This is a genomic window from Cryobacterium psychrophilum (assembly GCF_004365915.1).
Lineage (GTDB): Bacteria > Actinomycetota > Actinomycetes > Actinomycetales > Microbacteriaceae > Cryobacterium > Cryobacterium psychrophilum.
The window spans coordinates 2,491,177-2,509,867 of the sequence record NZ_SODI01000001.1; the positions used below are offsets into that span (position 1 = coordinate 2,491,177).

At 65.4% G+C, this 18,691-nt stretch carries 17 protein-coding genes; 10 read left to right on the forward strand and 7 right to left on the reverse strand.

Annotated features, from left to right (window positions below; all coding sequences use genetic code 11):
- Positions 1-128 precede the first annotated feature (128 nt).
- The 5 genes from EDD25_RS11690 to EDD25_RS11710 form a co-directional block, all read right to left on the reverse strand.
- Positions 129-887 carry a succinate dehydrogenase iron-sulfur subunit gene (locus EDD25_RS11690; RefSeq protein ID WP_134173424.1) on the reverse strand — a complete coding sequence of 253 codons (759 nt, stop codon included), beginning with the start codon at positions 885-887 and terminating at the stop codon, positions 129-131.
- Positions 887-2,704 (reverse strand): succinate dehydrogenase flavoprotein subunit, encoded by a 1,818-nt coding sequence (gene sdhA, locus EDD25_RS11695; RefSeq protein ID WP_134173425.1) that lies wholly within the window; start codon positions 2,702-2,704, stop codon positions 887-889. Before sdhA ends, EDD25_RS11690 begins: the two co-directional genes overlap by 1 nt.
- A 17-nt stretch (positions 2,705-2,721) precedes the next feature.
- Positions 2,722-3,174, reverse strand: a complete 453-nt coding sequence (locus EDD25_RS11700; protein ID WP_134173426.1) for a succinate dehydrogenase hydrophobic membrane anchor subunit — start codon at positions 3,172-3,174, stop codon at positions 2,722-2,724.
- Positions 3,175-3,184: 10 nt separating this feature from the next.
- Positions 3,185-3,604, reverse strand: a complete 420-nt coding sequence (gene sdhC / locus EDD25_RS11705; protein ID WP_134173427.1) for a succinate dehydrogenase, cytochrome b556 subunit — start codon at positions 3,602-3,604, stop codon at positions 3,185-3,187.
- Positions 3,605-3,717: 113 nt separating this feature from the next.
- Entirely contained in the window at positions 3,718-4,872 is a 1,155-nt protein-coding gene (locus EDD25_RS11710; protein ID WP_134173428.1) for a glycosyltransferase family 4 protein, read from the reverse strand.
- A 101-nt stretch (positions 4,873-4,973) separates the two neighbouring features.
- Here EDD25_RS11710 and EDD25_RS11715 point away from each other — a divergent pair, with 101 nt between their 5' ends.
- The 10 genes from EDD25_RS11715 (at position 4,974) to EDD25_RS11760 (ending at position 15,407) form a co-directional block, all read left to right on the forward strand.
- Positions 4,974-6,095: a mannose-1-phosphate guanylyltransferase gene (locus EDD25_RS11715; RefSeq protein ID WP_134173429.1), complete on the forward strand. Its 1,122-nt coding sequence runs from the start codon at positions 4,974-4,976 to the stop codon at positions 6,093-6,095.
- Between the two features lie 174 nt (positions 6,096-6,269).
- Positions 6,270-7,373 carry a BMP family lipoprotein gene (locus EDD25_RS11720; RefSeq protein WP_134173430.1) on the forward strand — a complete coding sequence of 368 codons (1,104 nt, stop codon included), beginning with the start codon at positions 6,270-6,272 and terminating at the stop codon, positions 7,371-7,373.
- Between the two features lie 133 nt (positions 7,374-7,506).
- Entirely contained in the window at positions 7,507-9,135 is a 1,629-nt protein-coding gene (locus EDD25_RS11725; protein WP_134173431.1) for an ABC transporter ATP-binding protein, read from the forward strand.
- Positions 9,132-10,418: an ABC transporter permease gene (locus EDD25_RS11730; protein ID WP_134173432.1), complete on the forward strand. Its 1,287-nt coding sequence runs from the start codon at positions 9,132-9,134 to the stop codon at positions 10,416-10,418. The genes EDD25_RS11725 and EDD25_RS11730 overlap by 4 nt, the downstream gene beginning before the upstream one ends.
- Positions 10,415-11,713 carry an ABC transporter permease gene (locus EDD25_RS11735; protein ID WP_422386791.1) on the forward strand — a complete coding sequence of 433 codons (1,299 nt, stop codon included), beginning with the start codon at positions 10,415-10,417 and terminating at the stop codon, positions 11,711-11,713. The genes EDD25_RS11730 and EDD25_RS11735 overlap by 4 nt, the downstream gene beginning before the upstream one ends.
- On the forward strand, positions 11,710-12,132 hold the full coding sequence (locus EDD25_RS11740; RefSeq protein ID WP_134173433.1) for a cytidine deaminase: 423 nt from the start codon (positions 11,710-11,712) through the stop codon (positions 12,130-12,132). The genes EDD25_RS11735 and EDD25_RS11740 overlap by 4 nt, the downstream gene beginning before the upstream one ends.
- Positions 12,129-13,433 (forward strand): thymidine phosphorylase, encoded by a 1,305-nt coding sequence (locus tag EDD25_RS11745; protein WP_134173434.1) that lies wholly within the window; start codon positions 12,129-12,131, stop codon positions 13,431-13,433. Before EDD25_RS11740 ends, EDD25_RS11745 begins: the two co-directional genes overlap by 4 nt.
- A 120-nt stretch (positions 13,434-13,553) precedes the next feature.
- Positions 13,554-14,648: an adenosine deaminase gene (locus EDD25_RS11750; RefSeq protein WP_134175420.1), complete on the forward strand. Its 1,095-nt coding sequence runs from the start codon at positions 13,554-13,556 to the stop codon at positions 14,646-14,648.
- A 34-nt stretch (positions 14,649-14,682) separates the two neighbouring features.
- Positions 14,683-15,135 carry a PTS sugar transporter subunit IIA gene (locus EDD25_RS11755; protein WP_134173435.1) on the forward strand — a complete coding sequence of 151 codons (453 nt, stop codon included), beginning with the start codon at positions 14,683-14,685 and terminating at the stop codon, positions 15,133-15,135.
- A complete protein-coding gene (locus tag EDD25_RS11760; RefSeq protein ID WP_134173436.1) occupies positions 15,132-15,407 on the forward strand; it encodes a PTS sugar transporter subunit IIB in 276 nt (91 codons plus the stop codon). The genes EDD25_RS11755 and EDD25_RS11760 overlap by 4 nt, the downstream gene beginning before the upstream one ends.
- Positions 15,408-15,497: 90 nt before the next feature.
- Here EDD25_RS11760 and EDD25_RS11765 read toward each other — a convergent pair whose 3' ends face one another.
- Both EDD25_RS11765 and EDD25_RS11770 read right to left on the reverse strand, forming a co-directional pair.
- The gene (locus EDD25_RS11765) at positions 15,498-17,276 is read right to left on the reverse strand and encodes a phospho-sugar mutase (RefSeq protein ID WP_134175422.1); all 1,779 of its coding nucleotides are present in this window, start codon (positions 17,274-17,276) and stop codon (positions 15,498-15,500) included.
- A gap of 566 nt (positions 17,277-17,842) precedes the next feature.
- Positions 17,843-18,676 (reverse strand): purine-nucleoside phosphorylase, encoded by an 834-nt coding sequence (locus EDD25_RS11770; RefSeq protein ID WP_134173437.1) that lies wholly within the window; start codon positions 18,674-18,676, stop codon positions 17,843-17,845.
- Between the last annotated feature and the right edge of the window lie 15 nt (positions 18,677-18,691).

Sequence of the window (18,691 nt, forward strand, 5' to 3'; positions counted from 1 at the left end):
CGATTCTGGGGAGCCGGTGGTACCGACCCGAAACAGTGCCGCCGGCTCCTCCGCGCTGGCTGTCGTGAAAATATCCAAAAATGGCCGCCCCGCACGAGTGTGCGGAACGGCCATATCCCGGATGGTGCTTAGACCTTGCCTCGCATGATGGCCTGCTTGACCTCGGAGATGGCCTGGGTCACCTGGATGCCGCGCGGGCATGCTTCGGTGCAGTTGAAGGTCGTGCGGCAGCGCCACACGCCCTCCTGGTCGTTGAGGATGTCCAGTCGCACGGCAGCGTTGTCGTCCCGGGAGTCGAAGATGAAGCGGTGGGCGTTCACAATGGCGGCCGGACCAAAGTACTGGCCGTCCGTCCAGAACACCGGGCAGCTCGAGGTGCATGCCGCGCAGAGGATACATTTCGTCGTGTCGTCGAAGCGTGCGCGCTGCGCGACGGTCTGAATGCGTTCCTTGCCATCCTTCGGTGCGTTCTGCGACACGAGAAAGGGCTGAACCTCCTTGAACGAGTCGAAGAACGGCTCCATGTCAACGATGAGGTCCTTCTCGAGCGGGAGGCCCTTGATCGCCTCGACGTACACCGGCTTGGTGATGTCGAGGTCCTTGATCAGGGTCTTGCACGCCAGGCGGTTGCGGCCGTTGATGCGCATGGCATCGGAGCCGCAAATTCCGTGGGCGCACGAGCGACGGAAGCTGAGTGAGCCGTCCTGTTCCCACTTGATCTTGTGCAGGGCGTCCAGCACACGGTCCGTCGGGTACATCTCGACGTCAAAGTCCTGCCAGTGCGGCTCTTCGTCGGCCTCGGGATTGAAACGGCGGATGTTGAAGGTCACCGTGAAGGACGAGATGGTCTCGGGGACGGCCGGCTGGTCAATCGTTGAAGTGCTCACTAGTACTTCCTCTCCATCGGCTGGTAGCGGGTGATGACGACCGGTTTCCAGTCGAGCGCGATGTGGTCAGCGGCGTCTGCAGACATCGGGTCTCCGGTGAGATACGCCATCGTGTGCTTCAGGTACTTCTCGTCGTCACGGGTCGGGAAGTCCTCGCGCTGGTGTCCGCCACGGCTTTCCTGACGGTTACGGGCGGAGTACACCACGACCTCGGCCAGATCGAGCAGGAAGCCGAGTTCGACGGCCTCCAGCAGGTCGGTGTTGAACCGGCGGCCCTTGTCCTGCACACCGATGTTCTTGTAACGCTCACGAAGCAGGTGGATGGTCTGGGTCACGCCGGCGAGAGACTCGTCGGTGCGGAACACCTGGGCGTTCTTGTCCATCTCCTCCTGCAGGATCTTGCGCAGCACGGAGATGCGCTCGGTGCCGGTGGACGAGCGGATGCCCTCAACCAGGTCGCGAACACCCTTGGCCGGATCCTTCGGCAGCGGAACAAAGTTTGCCGTCTTCACGTACTCGACCGCGTTGATGCCGGCGCGCTTCCCGAACACGTTGATGTCGAGGAGCGAGTTGGTGCCCAGACGGTTCGAGCCGTGCACCGAGACGCAGGCGCACTCGCCGGCGGCGTAGAGGCCGGGAACGACGGTCTCGTTGTTGCGCCAGACCTCAGCCTTCACGTTGGTGGGGATGCCGCCCATCGCGTAATGTGCGGTCGGCATGACGGGTACCGGGTCGGTGACCGGGTCGACGCCGAGGTAGGTGCGGGCGAACTCGGTGATGTCGGGGAGCTTGGTTTCCAGCACCTCCGCGCCGAGGTGAGTGCAGTCCAGGTACAGGTAATCCTTGTCTGGGCCGGCGCCGCGACCCTCCGCGACCTCCTTGAGCATGCAGCGCGAGACGATGTCACGCGGAGCGAGGTCCTTGATGGTGGGGGCGTAACGTTCCATGAAACGTTCACCGGACGCGTTGCGGAGAATTGCCCCTTCACCGCGTGCACCCTCGGTGAGCAGAATGCCGAGGCCGGCGAGCCCGGTCGGGTGGAACTGGAAGAATTCCATGTCCTCGAGGGGGAGGCCCTTGCGCCAGACGATTCCCACGCCGTCACCGGTGAGGGTGTGCGCGTTGGACGTGGTCTTGTAGATCTTGCCGAATCCGCCGGTGGCGAAGATGAACGCCTTGCCCTGGAAGACGTGCAGTTCACCACTGGAGAGGTCCATGGCGACGACGGCTGACGGCTGGTCGACTCCGTCAACCTCGGTCATCACGAGGTCGAGCACGTAGTACTCGTTGAAGAAGTTGATGCCGTGCTTGACGCAGTTCTGATACAGCGTCTGCAGAATCATGTGGCCGGTGCGGTCGGCGGCGTAGCACGCACGACGCACGGGGCTCTTGCCGTGGTCACGGGTGTGGCCACCGAAGCGACGCTGGTCAATCTTGCCCTCTGGCGTGCGGTTGAAGGGCAGGCCCATGTTCTCGAGGTCGATGACCGCGTCGATGGCTTCCTTGGCCAGGATCTCGGCGGCGTCCTGGTCAACCAGGTAGTCGCCACCCTTGATCGTGTCGAAGGTGTGCCACTCCCAGTTGTCTTCCTCCACGTTGGCGAGCGCGGCGGCCATGCCGCCCTGTGCTGCCCCGGTGTGGGACCTGGTGGGGTAAAGCTTGGAGATGACGGCAGTGCTGGCGTTGGGGCCGGCTTCGATGGCGGCACGCATGCCGGCTCCACCCGCTCCCACGATGACAATGTCGAACTGGTGGTAGTGAACTCCGTCAACGACGGTGGACGCTGTGGGCGCGGTGGAAGAGGCGGGCGATGTCATTAGTGAGGGGACAGCTCCTAGAGGGACGAGCAGAAAGAAGGCAGGAGGTCGGCGGGCGCGCCGGCCGGGCAGGCGTCGAACGTGAAGACCACGAGCGTGCCGAGCACGATCAGGATGACCACGGCGGCGAGGATGGCGTACTTGAGGATGCCGCGGCTGGTGCGGTTCGTCGCATAGTCATTCACGAGGGTTCGCATGCCGTTGCCACCGTGGATGAGGGCGAGCCACAGCATGGTGACGTCCCAGATCTGCCAGAACGGATTCGCGAGCTTGCCGGCGACGAAGGCGAAGTTGAGCCTGTTGATGCCCTCGCCGATCATCAGGTTGACAAACAGGTGGCCGAAGATCAGCACGACCAGGAGCACGCCGGAGACGCGCATGTAAATCCAGCCCCACTTCTCCCAGTTCGCGCCGCGCTTTTTGGCGGTGCGCGCGTAGGGGCTGCGGGGGGCGTCGATAGTTGTAGTCATATTCTTTCCCCTAGTGTTCGCTGAACACGTTGATGAGGTGGCGCGGAGCGAAACCGAGCATCGTGATCACCCAGAGTCCGATCACCACATAGAACATGACCTTCTGGTACTTGGCATTCCAGAAGTCGATGAGGATGATCCGCAACCCGTTGAACGCGTGGAACACGATGGCGGCCACGAGGGCTACTTCACCGAGACCCATAATGGGCGTCTGATACTGCGAGATCACCGCGTTGTAGGCTTCGGGACTCAGGCGAACCAATGCCGTGTCGAGAATGTGGACCAGCAAGAAGAAGAAAATCGCGACACCGGTGATCCGGTGCAGGACCCATGACCACATGCCTTCGTTGCCCCGGTACAAGGTGCCGGCCGGGCGACGTGATGTCGTCTTCTGCTGAGATGTTAGGGTTCCTGCCGACTGATTTGGCATGAACAACCCTCCCTGGCTGAATAGTTTTTGCCTCAAACGAGACCGATCGGGCTCAATGAGCTCGCCTAACAGTCTAGCCATGTGCGCACCCGCGCTGGTGACGCTGGCGTCGCTCAGCGCTGCAAATATAGAGGAATTGCGGTCATTGACCGAATGGCTGCGCGCTCGTCGATTACGTCCTCGTAGTGACCCATCAGTACGTCGCACACCGTCGGCCAGGAACGTCCGAGAACCGTGCGTCGCCCGGCCTCGCCCATTCGGTTGCGCACGGAGGGATCGCGCACGAGCCGCTCCACGCAACGGCGCAGGTCGCGCTCGTCGTCGGGAATGAAAAGGTAACCGTTCTCGCCGTGAGTCACGAGGTCGAGGGGACCACCCGCGGCAGGCGCCACCACCGGCAGCCCCGCGGCGTGGGCTTCCTGCAGCGTTTGACCGAAGGTCTCTTCCGTTCCCGCGTGCACGAATATGTCAAAGCTGGCATAGGCCGTGGAGAGTTCGGAACCGGCGAGACGACCAAGCCAGGTGACGGGCATACCTTCGAGCGCCCTCGCGATCTGCGGTTCCGACGGTCCATCGCCCACGAGTGCCAAGCGGATGCCCGAGATCCCGCGCAGTGCGCGAAACCGTTCCACTTGCTTCTCGGGTGCCATGCGTCCGACGTAGCCCACGATGACCTCATGATTGGGGGCAATCTTCTGCCGGAGGGCGGTTACGTCTGGCGAGTTCTTGCGGTTCGGATGAAAACCCACGAGGTCGACCCCGCGGGTCCACAGCGCCAGGTTGGGAACATGCATTCGCTCAAGGTCGCGCATCGACGCGGACGAGGGTACGAGCGTGCGCGTGGCCCCCTCGTGAACCCACTTGACATAGCGCCAGGCGAGGGCGGTCGCCTGGCCGAGGCGGTTGCGCGCGGCGTAGCCGGCAACATCCGTTTGGAAAATGGCGACGGAGGGGATATCGAGCCGGTTCGCGGCCGAGATGCCTTGGGCGCCGAGCAGGAAGGGGCTCGCCGCGTGAACCACGTCGGGACGGAAATCGGCGAGCAGACGTTGCACGTGCGGACTCGGGAGTCCCACCGGGAACTGCCGGTAGGCGATGGCGGGCACGGTGTGCACGGGAAATCCCGCATAGTGGCGGGGCGCGCCCGCCGGCGCGATGACGATGGCCTCGTGACCGGCCCCGGCAAGGTGCTCAAGCACCTTGCACACGCTGGTCGTGACTCCGCTGATGGTGGGAAGGAAACTTTCGCTGATGAGTGCGACCCGCATGATTTGAGGCTAGAGGCGCAGGGTGGCCCCGGTGTGGCGTGGGAGTGAAAGCCGGATGAACGTGCACCGGCCCGTCCAGCGGTGCGCGATAGTCTGGCCCCATGCCGAAGATTCCCGCCGCCCTCGACCGCTTCTACAGTGTGATTCCGGCGGGCGGGATCGGATCGAGGCTCTGGCCGCTCTCCCGGGCCGACGCGCCCAAGTTCTTGCACGACCTCACCGGTTCCGGCCAGACGCTGCTTCGCGATACCTGGGACCGGCTCGTGCCCGTGGCCGGAAACCAGCGCGTCATGGTCGTCACCGGACGTGCACACCGAGCCGCCGTGGAACGCCAGTTGCCTGAGCTGCGCGACCCCAACGTCGTTCTCGAGAGTGAGCCCCGTGACTCGACGGCGGCCATCGGCCTCGCGGCCGCCATCCTGGAACGCCGCGAACCGGGAGTGATCATCGGCTCGTTCCCCGCCGACCACGTCATCTCCGGGGAATCCCTGTTCCGTGCCGCGGTGACCGAGGCCGTGGTCGCGGCCGACGCCGGGTATATCGTCACGATCGGCATCCGCCCCACCGAGCCGTCGATCGGTTTTGGGTACATCAAGAGCAACGGCGCTCTCGACATCCCGGGGGCGGAGAGCGCCCTGTCGGTTGACTCCTTCGTAGAAAAGCCCGATCCCGAGGTGGCCGAGCAGTACCTCACCGAGGGGACGTACCTCTGGAATGCCGGGATGTTCATTTCTCGCGCGGACCGTCTGCTCGAGGCGATCGGCGAGAGCGAGCCGGAGTTGCTCGCCGGGCTGCTCGAACTTGCCGAGGCGTGGGACACCCCGCGCCGGGGCGCGGTCGTTGACCGTGTGTGGCCGGCACTGAAGAAAATTGCCATCGACTACTCGGTGGCCGAGCCCGCCGCCGCTGCCGGACGACTCGTGGTGATTCCCGGCCAGTTCGAGTGGGACGACGTGGGCGATTTCGCCTCCATCGCCAAACTGCACTCCGGGGGGCGCAAGGCCAACCTCGCCATCCTCGGGGAGGGCGCCCGCGTACTCGCCGACTCAAGCAGCGGAATTGTTGTGAGCCACACCGGCCGCATGATCGCGCTCATCGGCGTGGAAGACATCGTCGTGATCGACACCCCCGATGCCCTTCTCGTCACGACGAGCGCCAACGCCCAGAAGGTCAAGTCCGTCGTCGACGCGCTGAAGCTGTCGGGCAGCAGCGACGTGCTTTAGGGCGCTGACACGCGCACGCATGCCTGCGCAGATGAGCAAAACAGGGTCGCAAATGTCGCGGGTTGATAACCATTCGGCTTGCGCGCCACTTTGCTCATCTGAGCGGCGCAACATTCTGTAACGTGGCCACCACGGCCCGAGCGAACCCCGCACGGCAGCATCCTGGAGGTCACTTTGACAATCACGACCCGTAAAGCCGCGCTCGGCGGTTTTGCCATGTTCGGCGTTATCGCCCTTCTTGCCGCCTGCGCGCCGGCCCCGACCGACTCCGGTTCAGGTTCGAACGATTCAGCGTCGGATTTCCTGCCCTGCATCGTCTCCGACTTCGGCGGATTCGACGACAAGTCCTTCAACCAGTCCAGCTACGACGGCATCACGGCCGCCTCCAAGGAACTCGGCGTCGAGTTCAAGCAGGCCGAGTCCACCACGGAAGACCAGTACGCCAGCAACGTGAGCAGCATGGTGGACCAGGGCTGCAACTTCATCCTCACCGTCGGTTTCGCGCTCGCCAATGCCACGCGCGATGCCGCCCAGGACAACCCCGACGTTGACTTCGCCATCATCGACTCTGCGATCTCCAACGACGACTTCAGCCCGTTGACCCTCGACAACGTGAAGCCTGTTCTCTACGACACGGCCCAGGCCGCGTTCCTCGCGGGCTACCTCGCTGCCGGCACCACCAAGACCGGCATCGTGGGAACGTATGGCGGACTGCAGTTCCCGTCGGTCACCATCTTCATGGACGGCTTCGTCGATGGCGTGGCGTACCACAACGAGCAGAAGGGCACCTCGGTCACGGTAACCGGCTGGGACAAGGAAGCTCAGACCGGCACGTTCGCGGGAAGCTTCGACGATATCAGCGCTGGCAAGACCATCAGCCAAAACCTGATCAACAGCGGCGTTGACATCATCCTCCCGGTCGCCGGACCGCTCTTCCAGGGCACCGCGCAGGCCATCAACGACTCCGGCAAGGACGTTGCCATCATCGGCGTGGACAGCGACCTGTTCGAGACCACACCCGAGTTCGGCGGCCTGTACCTCACCTCCGTCATGAAGCAGATGGCGGATGCCGCCAAGCAGATCATCGTGGACGCCGCCGGTGGAGACTTCTCCTCCGACCCGTACGTGGGCACCCTCGAGAACGAGGGCGTGCTCCTCGCCCCGCTCCACGACTTCGAGTCGAAGGTCGACCCGGCGCTCGTGACCGAGATCGACACGATCAAGGCCGCGATCATCTCCGGCGACATCGTCGTGACCTCGGACGCAACCCCGAAGTAGCATCACCGCTTTTTCCGCACGATTCGCACCACCGCAGTGATGCGAAATCGGGGAGGTCAGCTGTGCTGGCCTCCCCGATTTGTGTCCGCTCAACCTGACCGGTTCCCCTGGCCGCTCAATAGAATTGGGAAATATGAAGCTCGAACTTCGTGGCATCACCAAACGCTTTGGTGCGCTGATCGCCAACGACAACATCAACCTTGTGATCGAGCCGGGGGAGATCCACGCGCTTCTCGGTGAGAATGGCGCGGGCAAGTCCACCCTGATGAACGTTCTCTACGGCCTCTACCGGGCGGAAGAGGGCGAAATTCTCCTCGACGACACGGCCGTTCATTTTGCCGGACCCGGCGATGCGATGAGCGCCGGAATCGGCATGGTTCACCAGCACTTCATGCTCATCCCGGTCTTCACCGTTGCCGAGAATGTGATGCTCGGCAACGAGCAGACGAAGTCGGGCGGACGGCTCGACCTCACCGCAGCCCGCGCACGCGTGCGGGAGATCTCCGATCGTTTCGGCTTCAACATCGACCCCGACGCCCTCGTGGAGGATCTACCCGTTGGTGTGCAGCAGCGGGTTGAAATCATCAAGGCGCTCTCCCGCGACGCCAGGGTGCTCGTCTTCGATGAGCCCACCGCCGTGCTCACCCCGCAGGAGACCGACGAATTCATGGTCATCATGCGTCAGCTCAAGGAGGAGGGAACCTCCATTGTGTTCATCACGCACAAGCTGCGGGAGGTGCGGGAGGTTGCCGACCGCATCACGGTCATCCGTTTGGGAAAGGTTGTGGGCGAAGCCCTGCCCACGGCCAGCAACGAAGAGCTCGCGACCCTGATGGTGGGACGCGCCGTGGATCTCACGGTGGACAAGGCGCCCGCGACACCCGGCAAGCCGGCACTTGTCGTGAAGAACCTCACCGTGATCGACCCTCGCGGCCAGGTGGTCGTCGACGACGTGAGCTTCTCCGTTGCCGCGGGCGAGATCCTCGCCATCGCCGGTGTGCAGGGAAACGGCCAGACCGAACTGACCGAGGCGCTCATGGGGCTGCAGCCGCACGTCGCGGGCGAGATCGCGCTCGACGGTTCCTCGCTGCGCGGCCATTCCGTGCGCAAGGTGCTCGATGCCGGGGTGGGCTTCGTGCCGGAGGACCGCAACGTCGACGGCCTCGTTGCGTCGTTCAGCATCGCCGAGAACCTCATGCTCGACCGTTCCAACCAGGAGCCGTTCGTGAAGCGCTTCAACCTGCAGCTCGACGACCTGAAGACGTTTGCCGAGGAGACGGTGAAGGAGTTCGATGTTCGATCGCAGGGCATCGAGACCCCGGTGGGCCGGCTCTCCGGTGGCAACCAGCAGAAGGTCGTGCTGGCGCGCGAACTCAGCCGCCCCCTGCGCCTGTTCGTCGCCGCGCAACCCACGCGTGGGCTTGACGTCGGTTCCATCGAATTCGTACACGAACGCATCGTGGCCACCCGCGACGCCGGCACCCCGGTGATCGTGATCTCGACCGAGCTTGACGAGGTCGCCGCCCTCGCGGACCGCATCATGGTCATGTACGACGGGCGCGTTGTGGGCATCGTCCCCGGCGACACGCCTCGCTCCGTGCTCGGCCTCATGATGGCCGGCGTGGCACCTACCGACGGCACAGTGCCTACCGACGGCACAGTGCCTACCGACGGCACAGTGCCTACCGACGGCACAGAGCCCACCGACGCTGCACCAACTAACAGCGAGCCCACAGCCAGTACCGAAGGAGCTGCCGTATGAGCGACAGTCAGGTCCCCGCGACACCGCCAACCGCGCCCCCCTCCGCTTCGACGGAGCCGCGCAAGTCCGACGAGGAGCCCGGACGCTGGCACTCGGTGTTTCGCGAGATCACGACGGGAAGTGCCATCATTTCCGTGCTTGCCGTCGTGCTCGCGCTGCTCGTGGGCGCCGTCATGATTGCGCTCACGACGACCGACGTGCAGGAGGCGGCCGGGTACTTCTTCTCCCGGCCCGGCGACATGCTCTCGGCCATCTGGCAGGCCGTGTCCGGCGCATACTCGGCACTCTTCCAGGGATCGATCTACAACTTCCGCCGGGACAGCTTCGCCGACGGGATCAAGCCGCTCACCGACACGCTCACCTTCGCCACCCCGCTCATCGCGGCCGGCCTCGGCGTCGCGCTCGGTTTTCGCGTCGGCATGTTCAACATCGGTGGTCGTGGGCAGATGCTCATCGCGGCCGCCCTCGGCGGCTGGGTCGCGTTCGCGCTCGACCTGCCCTACGGCATCCACTTGATTGCCGCCCTCGTCGTCGGCGTGCTCGGCGGCGCCCTGTGGGGTGGGATCGTGGGGCTGCTCAAGGCCCGCACCGGTGCGCACGAGGTGATCACCACGATCATGCTCAACTACGTGGCCTTCTACCTCGTGAGTTATCTCCTGCGTGACGGTTTCCTGAAAACTCCCGGCTCCAACAACCCGAAGACCCCGGCCAGCAAGCCAACGGCCATCTTCCCCGACCTGCTCGGATCGAACTACAACCTGCACCTGGGCTTCGTGATCGTGATCGCCGCAACGATCTTCACCTGGTGGCTGCTGTCGCGTTCCAACCTCGGCTTCCAGTTTCGCGCCGTGGGCGCGAACCCGAGCGCGGCCCGCGTGGCCGGAATCGGCGTGCAGCGCATTTATGTCTACGCGATGCTCATCTCCGGTGGACTGGTCGGTCTGGCCGGCATCAACCAGGTGCTCGGCACCACCACGAGCGGCTTCGGCGCCACCGTGGACTCAAGCATCGGATTCGACGCCATCACGGTCGCGCTGCTCGGTCGTTCCAAGCCGTGGGGCGTCTTCGCCGCCGGGATCTTGTTCGGTGCGTTTAAGGCCGGTAGCTTCTCGATGCAGGCCGCCGAGGGCGTGCCCGTTGACATCATCGTGGTTGTTCAGGCTCTCATCGTGCTCTTCATCGCGGCGCCGCCGCTTGTGCGTGCCATCTTCCGCCTCCCGACGCCCGGCGCACCCACGCGCAAGCCTCGACTGAACGTAACCCAGGAGGTGACGGCCAAGTGAGCACCATCACACCCGTTATTCACCCCGCCCCGCGCGCGAAAACGGCACACGGCCCCGTCGGCGGTGCGAGCCGAAATTGGAAGGCGCCCATCGCGCTCGGCGTCTTCACTCTGCTCGGCCTCCTGATGCTCGTGGTCTTCGGCCGTGACGGCATCAGCACAATGCGCCTGTCCACCGGCTCCGACCTCATCCAACTGCCCGCGCTGGAGCTTCCCACCCGCGCCACCGGTGTGGTCATCACCGTGCTGCTGCTCGCGATCACGCTCGTGAGCAGCCGGCTCGTGTACAAGCGAGCCAAGGTGCCCGTATGGCTCATCAGCGTTTTCGCGTTTCTGCTGCTCGTCGGCTTCCTGGTCTGGGCGTCGGCGGGGAGCACCCTTCCCATCCCCGGGCTGCTGTTCGGCTCGATCAGCCTCGCCGTGCCGTTGATCTTCGGTGCGCTCGGCGGCGTGATCTCCGAGCGGGTCGGCGTGGTCAACATCGCCATCGAGGGTCAGCTGCTCGCTGGAGCGTTCACCTCGGCTCTCGTCGCCTCGGTGACCAACCAGCCCCTGCTCGGCCTCCTCGCCGCCATGGTCGCCGGAATGGCCGTGTCGTTCGTGCTGGCCGCGTTCTCGATCAAGTACTTCGTCGACCAGGTCATCGTCGGTGTCGTGCTCAACGTGCTCGTCATCGGTTTCACCGGATTCCTTTACTCGCAGCTGCTCGCCCCCAACTCGGCGCTGCTCAACCAGCCGCCCAAGTTCGAGCGCATCCACATTCCGTTCCTCAGCGAGATCCCGATCATCGGCCCGGTCCTGTTTCGCCAGACGCTCATCGTCTACCTCATGTACGTGGCCGTGATCGCGGTGTACTTCGCCGTTTTCCACACCAAGTGGGGCCTGCGTCTGCGCGCCGTGGGGGAGCATCCGCAGGCCGCAGACACCGTGGGCATCAACGTGGCTCGCACCCGTTTTCTGAATGTGTCGCTCGCCGGCGCCATTGTGGGTCTCGGCGGCGCATACTTCACCCTCGGCTCGGTGGGGGCCTTCGGCAAAGAGATGACAGCTGGCGCCGGATTCATTGCCCTCGCGGCCGTGATCTTCGGCCGGTGGGATCCGATTCGGGCCACCCTCGCCGCGCTGTTGTTCGGCTTCGCGAGCAACCTGCAGAGCGTGCTGAGCATCATCGGTTCGCCCGTGCCGAGCGAATTCATGCTCATGCTCCCGTATCTCGTGACGATCTTCGCCGTGGCAGGCCTGGTCGGCAGGTCGCGGCCCCCGGCCGCATCCGGCAAGCCGTACATCAAATCATGACCGCGCCAACGCCCGACTGGGCCGCGCTGCGGCAGGCGGCGACCGACGCCATGGGCCACGCCTACGTGCCCTACTCCAAGTTCCCGGTGGGGGCCGCCGCACTCGTTGATGACGGGCGAGTGATCAGCGGATGCAACGTGGAGAATGCGTCCTACGGCCTCACCCTCTGCGCCGAATGCGCCTTGGTGTCCAGCCTGCACATGACCGGCGGCGGCCAGCTCGTCGCCTTCACCTGCGTGGACGGTAACGGCAACACGCTCATGCCGTGCGGTCGCTGCCGGCAACTGCTTTACGAACATTCCGCAGCCGGCATGCTTTTGGAGACCGTATCGGGAACCCGCACGATTGACGAGGTGCTGCCCGACGCCTTCGGTCCGCGCCAGCTCGCCGAATATCGCACGTCAGGAGGATCATCATGAGTGCCACCATGGAAGCCTTCGACGCCGTCGACCTCATCCGCGCCAAGCGAGACAAGGGCGAGCTGACCACCGCCCAGATCGACTGGCTCATCGACGCGTATACCCGTGGCTATGTGGGCGATGAGCAGATGGCGGCCATGACCATGGCCATCTTCCTCAACGGCATGAGCCGCAATGAGGTTCGCGCGCTCACCATGGCCATGCTCGCCAGCGGGGAACGCATGAGCTTCACCGGACTCGGCAAGCCCACGACCGACAAGCACTCCAGCGGCGGTGTCGGCGACAAGATCACCCTCCCGCTCATGCCGCTCGTGGCGGTCTTCGGCGCCGCGGTGCCGCAGCTCTCCGGCCGCGGCCTCGGCCACACCGGCGGCACCCTCGACAAGCTGGAGTCGATCCCTGGCTGGCGCGCCAATCTCAGCAACGAGGAAATGTACGCCCAGCTGCGCGATCACGGTGGCGTTGTCTGCGCGGCCGGCAGCGGCCTCGCGCCCGCAGACGGCAAGTTGTATTCTCTCCGAGACATAACCGGCACGGTCGAGGCCATCCCGCTCATCGCATCGTCGATCATGTCCAAGAAGATCGCGGAGGGCACGAGCGCGCTCGTGCTCGACGTCAAGTTCGGCTCCGGCGCCTTCCTCAAAGACATTGAGCGATCACGTGAACTTGCGCGCACCATGGTTGAGCTTGGCGAGGATGCCGGAGTGGCGACATCCGCCTTGCTGACCAACATGAATGTGCCGCTCGGTTTCGCGATCGGCAACGCCAACGAGGTGCGGGAATCGGTTGACGTGCTCGCTGGCGGTGGTCCCGCCGACGTGGTCGAGCTCACCGTGGCGCTGGCCCGCGAGATGCTGAACCTCGCCGGCATCACCGACGTGGACGTGGAATCGGCGCTGCGCGACGGCCGCGCCATGGACAAGTGGCGCGACGTGATTCGTGCCCAGGGCGGCGACCCGGATGCCGCGATGCCCGTGGCGCGCGACACTCACGTCGTGCTCGCCGATCGTGACGGTGTCCTGGTCGAACAACAGGCGTTGCCGTTCGGTATCGGAGCGTGGCGCCTCGGCGCCGGTCGGGCACGCAAACAGGACCCGGTGCAGCACGCCGCCGGGATCGACCTGCACGCGAAGCCCGGTGACACGGTGCGCCGCGGCCAGCCGTTGTTCACGCTCAGCGCCAACGAGCCGGAGCGATTCGCGCGCGCACTCGAGGCCGTTGACGGGGCCTGGCGTATTGGGGACGTGGGCGAGCCGGTACTCGATGGCGGTCCGCTGATCGCCGAGCGCATTTCCCGGTAGCCGTCGCCGCGCTTCCAACCGAAACGGGAAAACGTGCAGCGTGCCTTCAGCAAACATGGAGCCTCCGGGCGTACCTGCCGGTAGATTAGAAGAGTGAATACGACTCCAGAGGAATTCCTGATGCCCGGCGGCGGCGTAAGCATCAATACCCTGCCCAAGATCTCGCTGCACGACCACCTTGACGGTGGCCTGCGCCCGCAGACCATCATCGAATTGGCTGAGGCCATCGGTCTTGACCTGCCTGAAACCGATGTCGAGAGCCTTCAGAAGTGGTTCTACGACCAGTCGAGCGCCGGCTCCCTCGTGGAATACCTCAAGACCTTCGATGTGACGTGCGCCGTCATGCAGACGCGTGACGGACTTTTCCGTGTCGCGAAGGAATACGTGGAAGATCTCGCCCTCGACGGCGTTATCTATGGTGAGGTTCGCTGGGCGCCCGAACAGCACCTCGCACGCGGACTCACCCTCGACGAAGCGGTCGAAGCGGTTCAGGACGGCCTTGAGGCGGGCATTGAGCACATGGAGGCCCAGGGCAAGTCCATCCGCACCGGTCAGATCATCACGGCCATGCGCCACGCCGACCGCAGCCTCGAAATCGCCGAGCTCGCCGTGCGCTACCGGTTCGACGGCGTCGTCGGCTTCGATATTGCCGGCGCGGAAGCGGGCTTTCCCGCGAGCAATCACCGGGCCGCGTTCGACCTGCTCGCCCGCGAGTTCATGCCGACGACGGTACATGCCGGCGAGGCCGACGGCCTCGACAGCATCCGGAGTGCACTGTTCGACGGTCGCGCGCTGCGCCTCGGACACGGCGTGCGTCTCGCCGAAGACGTGACGATCGAGCGTCAGGACGACGACAACACCTTCGTCACCCTGGGCCCGGTGGCCCAGTGGGTGCGCGACCGCGAGATCACGCTCGAGCTGTGCCCCTCGTCGAACCTGCAGACCGGCGCCATTGCCGCGTGGGGCGACGAGCTGCTCGACCACCCCTTCGACCTGCTGTACCAGCTCGGCTTCAAGGTGACGGTGAACACCGACAACGGCCTGATGGGCGATACGACGCTCTCGCAGGAGCTCGCCCTGTTGAGCGATGCGTTCGGCTACGATCTCGATGACCTTGAGGTCTTCCAGCTCAACGCGGCCGCCGCATCGTTCCTGCCGCTCGAGGACCGGGAGGAGCTCACGAAAGCCATCGTCGCGGGCTTCGCCGACGCCTGATCTCAGTTACCACTCGCAACTCATGAGAGACCACATGTCGCTGCCACCGCTGCCTCCCTCCGCCATTACGATCGGTGCGCGAGTAGGCGATTGGCGAGCAGCGGTCACGGCTGCCGGGGTCGCGCTCGAGCGATCGGGCGCTACGACCGCGGAATACACCGCGCGTATGCTCAGCGTCATCGACGAGTTCGGTGCCTACATCGTGATCGCGCCGGGGTTGGCCCTCGCGCACGCTCGGCCGGGTGAGGATGTGCTCGCCGATGGCCTGAGCGTCGTCACCCTGGCCGAACCCGTGAACTTCGGGCACCCCAACAACGACCCGGTGAGCGTGATCGTGGGGCTCGCGGTACTGAGCCGCGATGAGCACCTGGGGTTCGTCGCTGAACTCGCGAACGTGTTCAACGACGCGCAGGTCATTCCGGCCCTCGCTGCGGCCACGGATGCCGAATCCGTGCGTTCCTTGTTCGGGCATACGGCATCCTCGTGAAGATCGTTGTCATGTGCGGCGTTGGTGTTGGTACGTCCGCGATCCTCAAGGGAAACGCCGAACGGGCCCTGGAACGCCTCGACATTGATGCGAGCGTTGTCGCAACGGATGTTGCGGGCGTGCGAGCCGAAGCGGCCGACGCCCAGGTGATTCTCACCTCGTCGGAGCTCGTCGCTGCGATCGGAAAGACCAACGCCGACGTGATCGTGATCAGTAACTACTTCGACGTCGACGAACTCGTCGCCAAACTCGACGTGGCCCTCGGCTCCTAGCAGGGTCACCCGGCACGGCGGCCGTCGGCGACTTTTGCGCCCTCCCGGGCTGCGGGAGCGCGCAGTGGGCGCCGATCGGGCCGGTACGGGCTACGTGATCAGGTCGCGCATTCCCTGTTCGAGCTCGGCGAGAGCCGCGATGGACGTAGCCTTGCGCTCCTCGACGGTGCCGGTGGTGCTGTGCGTGTCGAGGTAGACCTTCAGTTTGGGTTCCGTGCCGCTCGGGCGCACCATCACGCGTGAACCATCGACGAGACGGATACGCAGCACGTCGCTCGGGGGAAGCCCGCCGAGGCCCCAGCGAAAGTCATCGATCTGGGCGACGGCAACGTTCCCGACGAACTCCGGCGGTGTGTGGCGCAGCCTGGTCATCACACGGGCGATCGTCGAGAGATCGCTCACGCGCACCGAGATCTGGCCCGATGCGAAGTGTCCGAATTTCTCCGTGAACTGATCGAGATGATTCTCGAGGGTGAGGCCCTCCGACTTCAGGTCCGTCACCAGAGAGAGGAGCGAGACAGCAGCGGAAATGCCGTCCTTGTCGCGCACGGTGGTCGGGTTCACGAGGTAGCCGAGCGCCTCTTCGTACCCGAAGATTAGGCCTGGTGCGCGGGATACCCATTTGAAGCCGGTGAGGGTGTCCGCGAAGTCGAGGCCATAGGCATCCGCTACCGCGCGTAGGGCCGGTGACGACACGATGGAGCACGCGAGGGTGCCGACGAGGGGCTGGTCGCCGGCCGCCTGGGCGGCAAGCGTGGCCGCACGCCAGCCGAGGATCATACCGACCTCGTTGCCGCTGAGCCGGCGGTAGCCGGACGACTCGCCAGCGTCGGGAACGGCGACCGCGAGACGGTCAGCGTCCGGGTCGTTCGCGATGATGAGCTCGGCGTTGACCTCGCGGGCGGTCTCGTACGAGAGATCCATCGCGCCGGGCTCTTCGGGGTTGGGGAATGCGACCGTGGGGAACGCGGCATCCGGTGCGACCTGGGCGTCGACGAGGGTGGGCAGCTCGAAGCCGGCCTGCTCGAGAACGCGGCGAGTGGTGTCCCAACCCACGCCGTGCAGCGCCGTGTACACCGTGTTCACCTGGGCACGCGGTGTGTGTGCGATGCTCGCGGTCGCGGTGATGTAGGCGCGTACGACGTCTTCTTCCGCCGTCTCGTACGCGGCCCGTGGCAGTTTGGGAACGAGTTCCTCGGCGGCCACGCGCAGGATCTGCGCCGCGATGAGCTTGTCATCGGGGGACACGATCTGGGCGCCGTTGTTCTCGCCGCCCAGGTACACCTTGTACCCGTTATCGTTTGGCGGGTTGTGGGAGGCGGTCACCATCACGCCCGCGCTGGCGTCGAGGTGGCGCACAGCGAAAGCGAGCACCGGGGTGGGAAGCAGGCGCGGCAGCAGGATGGCGTGCACCCCGACGCCCGACATGATCGCGGCGGTATCGGTGGCGAAGATGTGCGAATTCTTGCGTCCGTCGTAGCCGATCACGACGGAGGGCGTGACACCGGGCTTGGCGTGGTTCAGGAGATAGCTCGCGAGTCCGGAGGCGGCCTGCGACACCAGAACGCGGTTCATACGGTTGGAGCCGGCGGATATTTCGCCGCGAAGCCCGGCCGTGCCGAACTCGAGGCGCGTGTCGAAGCGATCGTGCAGCGACACGAGCGCGGCGGAGTCGCCGTCTCCGGCCGCGTTGATGAGGCCGCGCAGCTGGACCTGCGTCTCAGGGTCCGGGTCCTGGCGCAGCCAGGCGCGGGCCGTTTCGATCAGGACGGTGGTCGAATCGGCCGCCGATCCACCGGCCAGGGGAATTACCGGCGCCTGGTTCTTGGACGAGGGTGCCGCGCGGTCGTCGCTGCCGACGGTGTCCATTGCGGTCGTCGGGGCGTCGTCAACGTCCTCGTGGGCGAGCGCCGCGGCCGAGGGCGTTTCAGACGGATCCGCATCGGTAGCGGGCACGGACACCGTGCTGATCACCAGGGTGGGGGTGCCGTCATCATCGGTCTGTTCAGCGACGGGCGTGTCTGCGCCGTGCTGAGCGGGGGTGTCCGCATCATCCGTCGGCGCCGTGTCGGGGGTGGCGCTCGCGGTTGCCGCAGAGGGCAGGTTGACCCACGGATTCGGTGCCGCGCTGGCTGTCGGTGGGGCGATCACCGGAAGGGACAGGGCAACGGTCGCGAGAAGATCGACCTCTGGGCTGATCGTGACGGCATCCTCGGGCGCTGTGGACGCTGTTGCGGGAGCGGGTGCGACCGGGGTGGAATTCGGCTCGGTGTCGGTGTCGGTGTCCGTGTCGGACTCGACCGGCGGGGTGGGCGTGGACTCTGCGGCGGACTCGGCCGCGGCATCCGTTTCGGGCGCGGTGGCGTCGTCGGCGCGGGCGGAATGCCGACCGCTCACGCGCACCGGGGGCACCTCGGGCGACTCATTGTTCGGGCTCACAGTGTGGCCACGATCTTGGCCAGGAGTGCGCTGATCACGGGTTCGGCGAGCTGGCCGGCCTCGATGACCTCGCCGTGGCTCAACGGGGTTTTCTGAATGCCGGCGGCAAGGTTGGTGATGAGCGACAGCCCGAGCACCTCCATGCCGGCCTGCCGGGCGGCAATTGCCTCAAGTGCCGTCGACATTCCCACGATGTGCCCTCCGATGGCCTTGGCCATCTGCACCTCGGCGGGGGTCTCGTAGTGCGGCCCGCGGAACTGGCAGTACACACCCTCGTCGAGGGAGGGGTCGATGGACCGTGCCACGTCGCGCAGGCGCTGGGAATAGAGGTCGGTCAGGTCGATGAAGGTGGCGCCCTCGAGCGGCGAGTCGGCCGTCAGGTTGATGTGGTCGCTGATCAGCACGGGCGTTCCGGGGGTCCACGTTTCGCGGATCCCGCCGGCCCCGTTCGTGAGAATCATGGTCGTCACCCCCGCCGCGGCGGCGGTGCGCACGCTGTGTACGACGCGGCGCACCCCGTGACCTTCGTAGTAGTGCGTGCGGGCGCCGATGATGAGCGCGCGCTTGCCGCTGGGCAGCACCACCGAGCGCAGGGTGCCCACGTGGCCGGCGAGGGCCGGCGCGCCGAAGCCCGTGATCTCCTGGGCGGGGATGGTGTGCGTGGTCTCGCCGATCAGGTCGGCCGCCTTGCCCCAACCACTGCCGAGCGTGAGGGCAACGTCGTGGCGTGCCACTCCCGTGATGTTGGCAATCTGCTGCGCTGCTGTCCGTGCGACGTCGAACGGATCGGTTTCGGGCGCGTCTAACAGGTTTATGTCGGTCTTGAGCATTCCCCCACTCTAAGC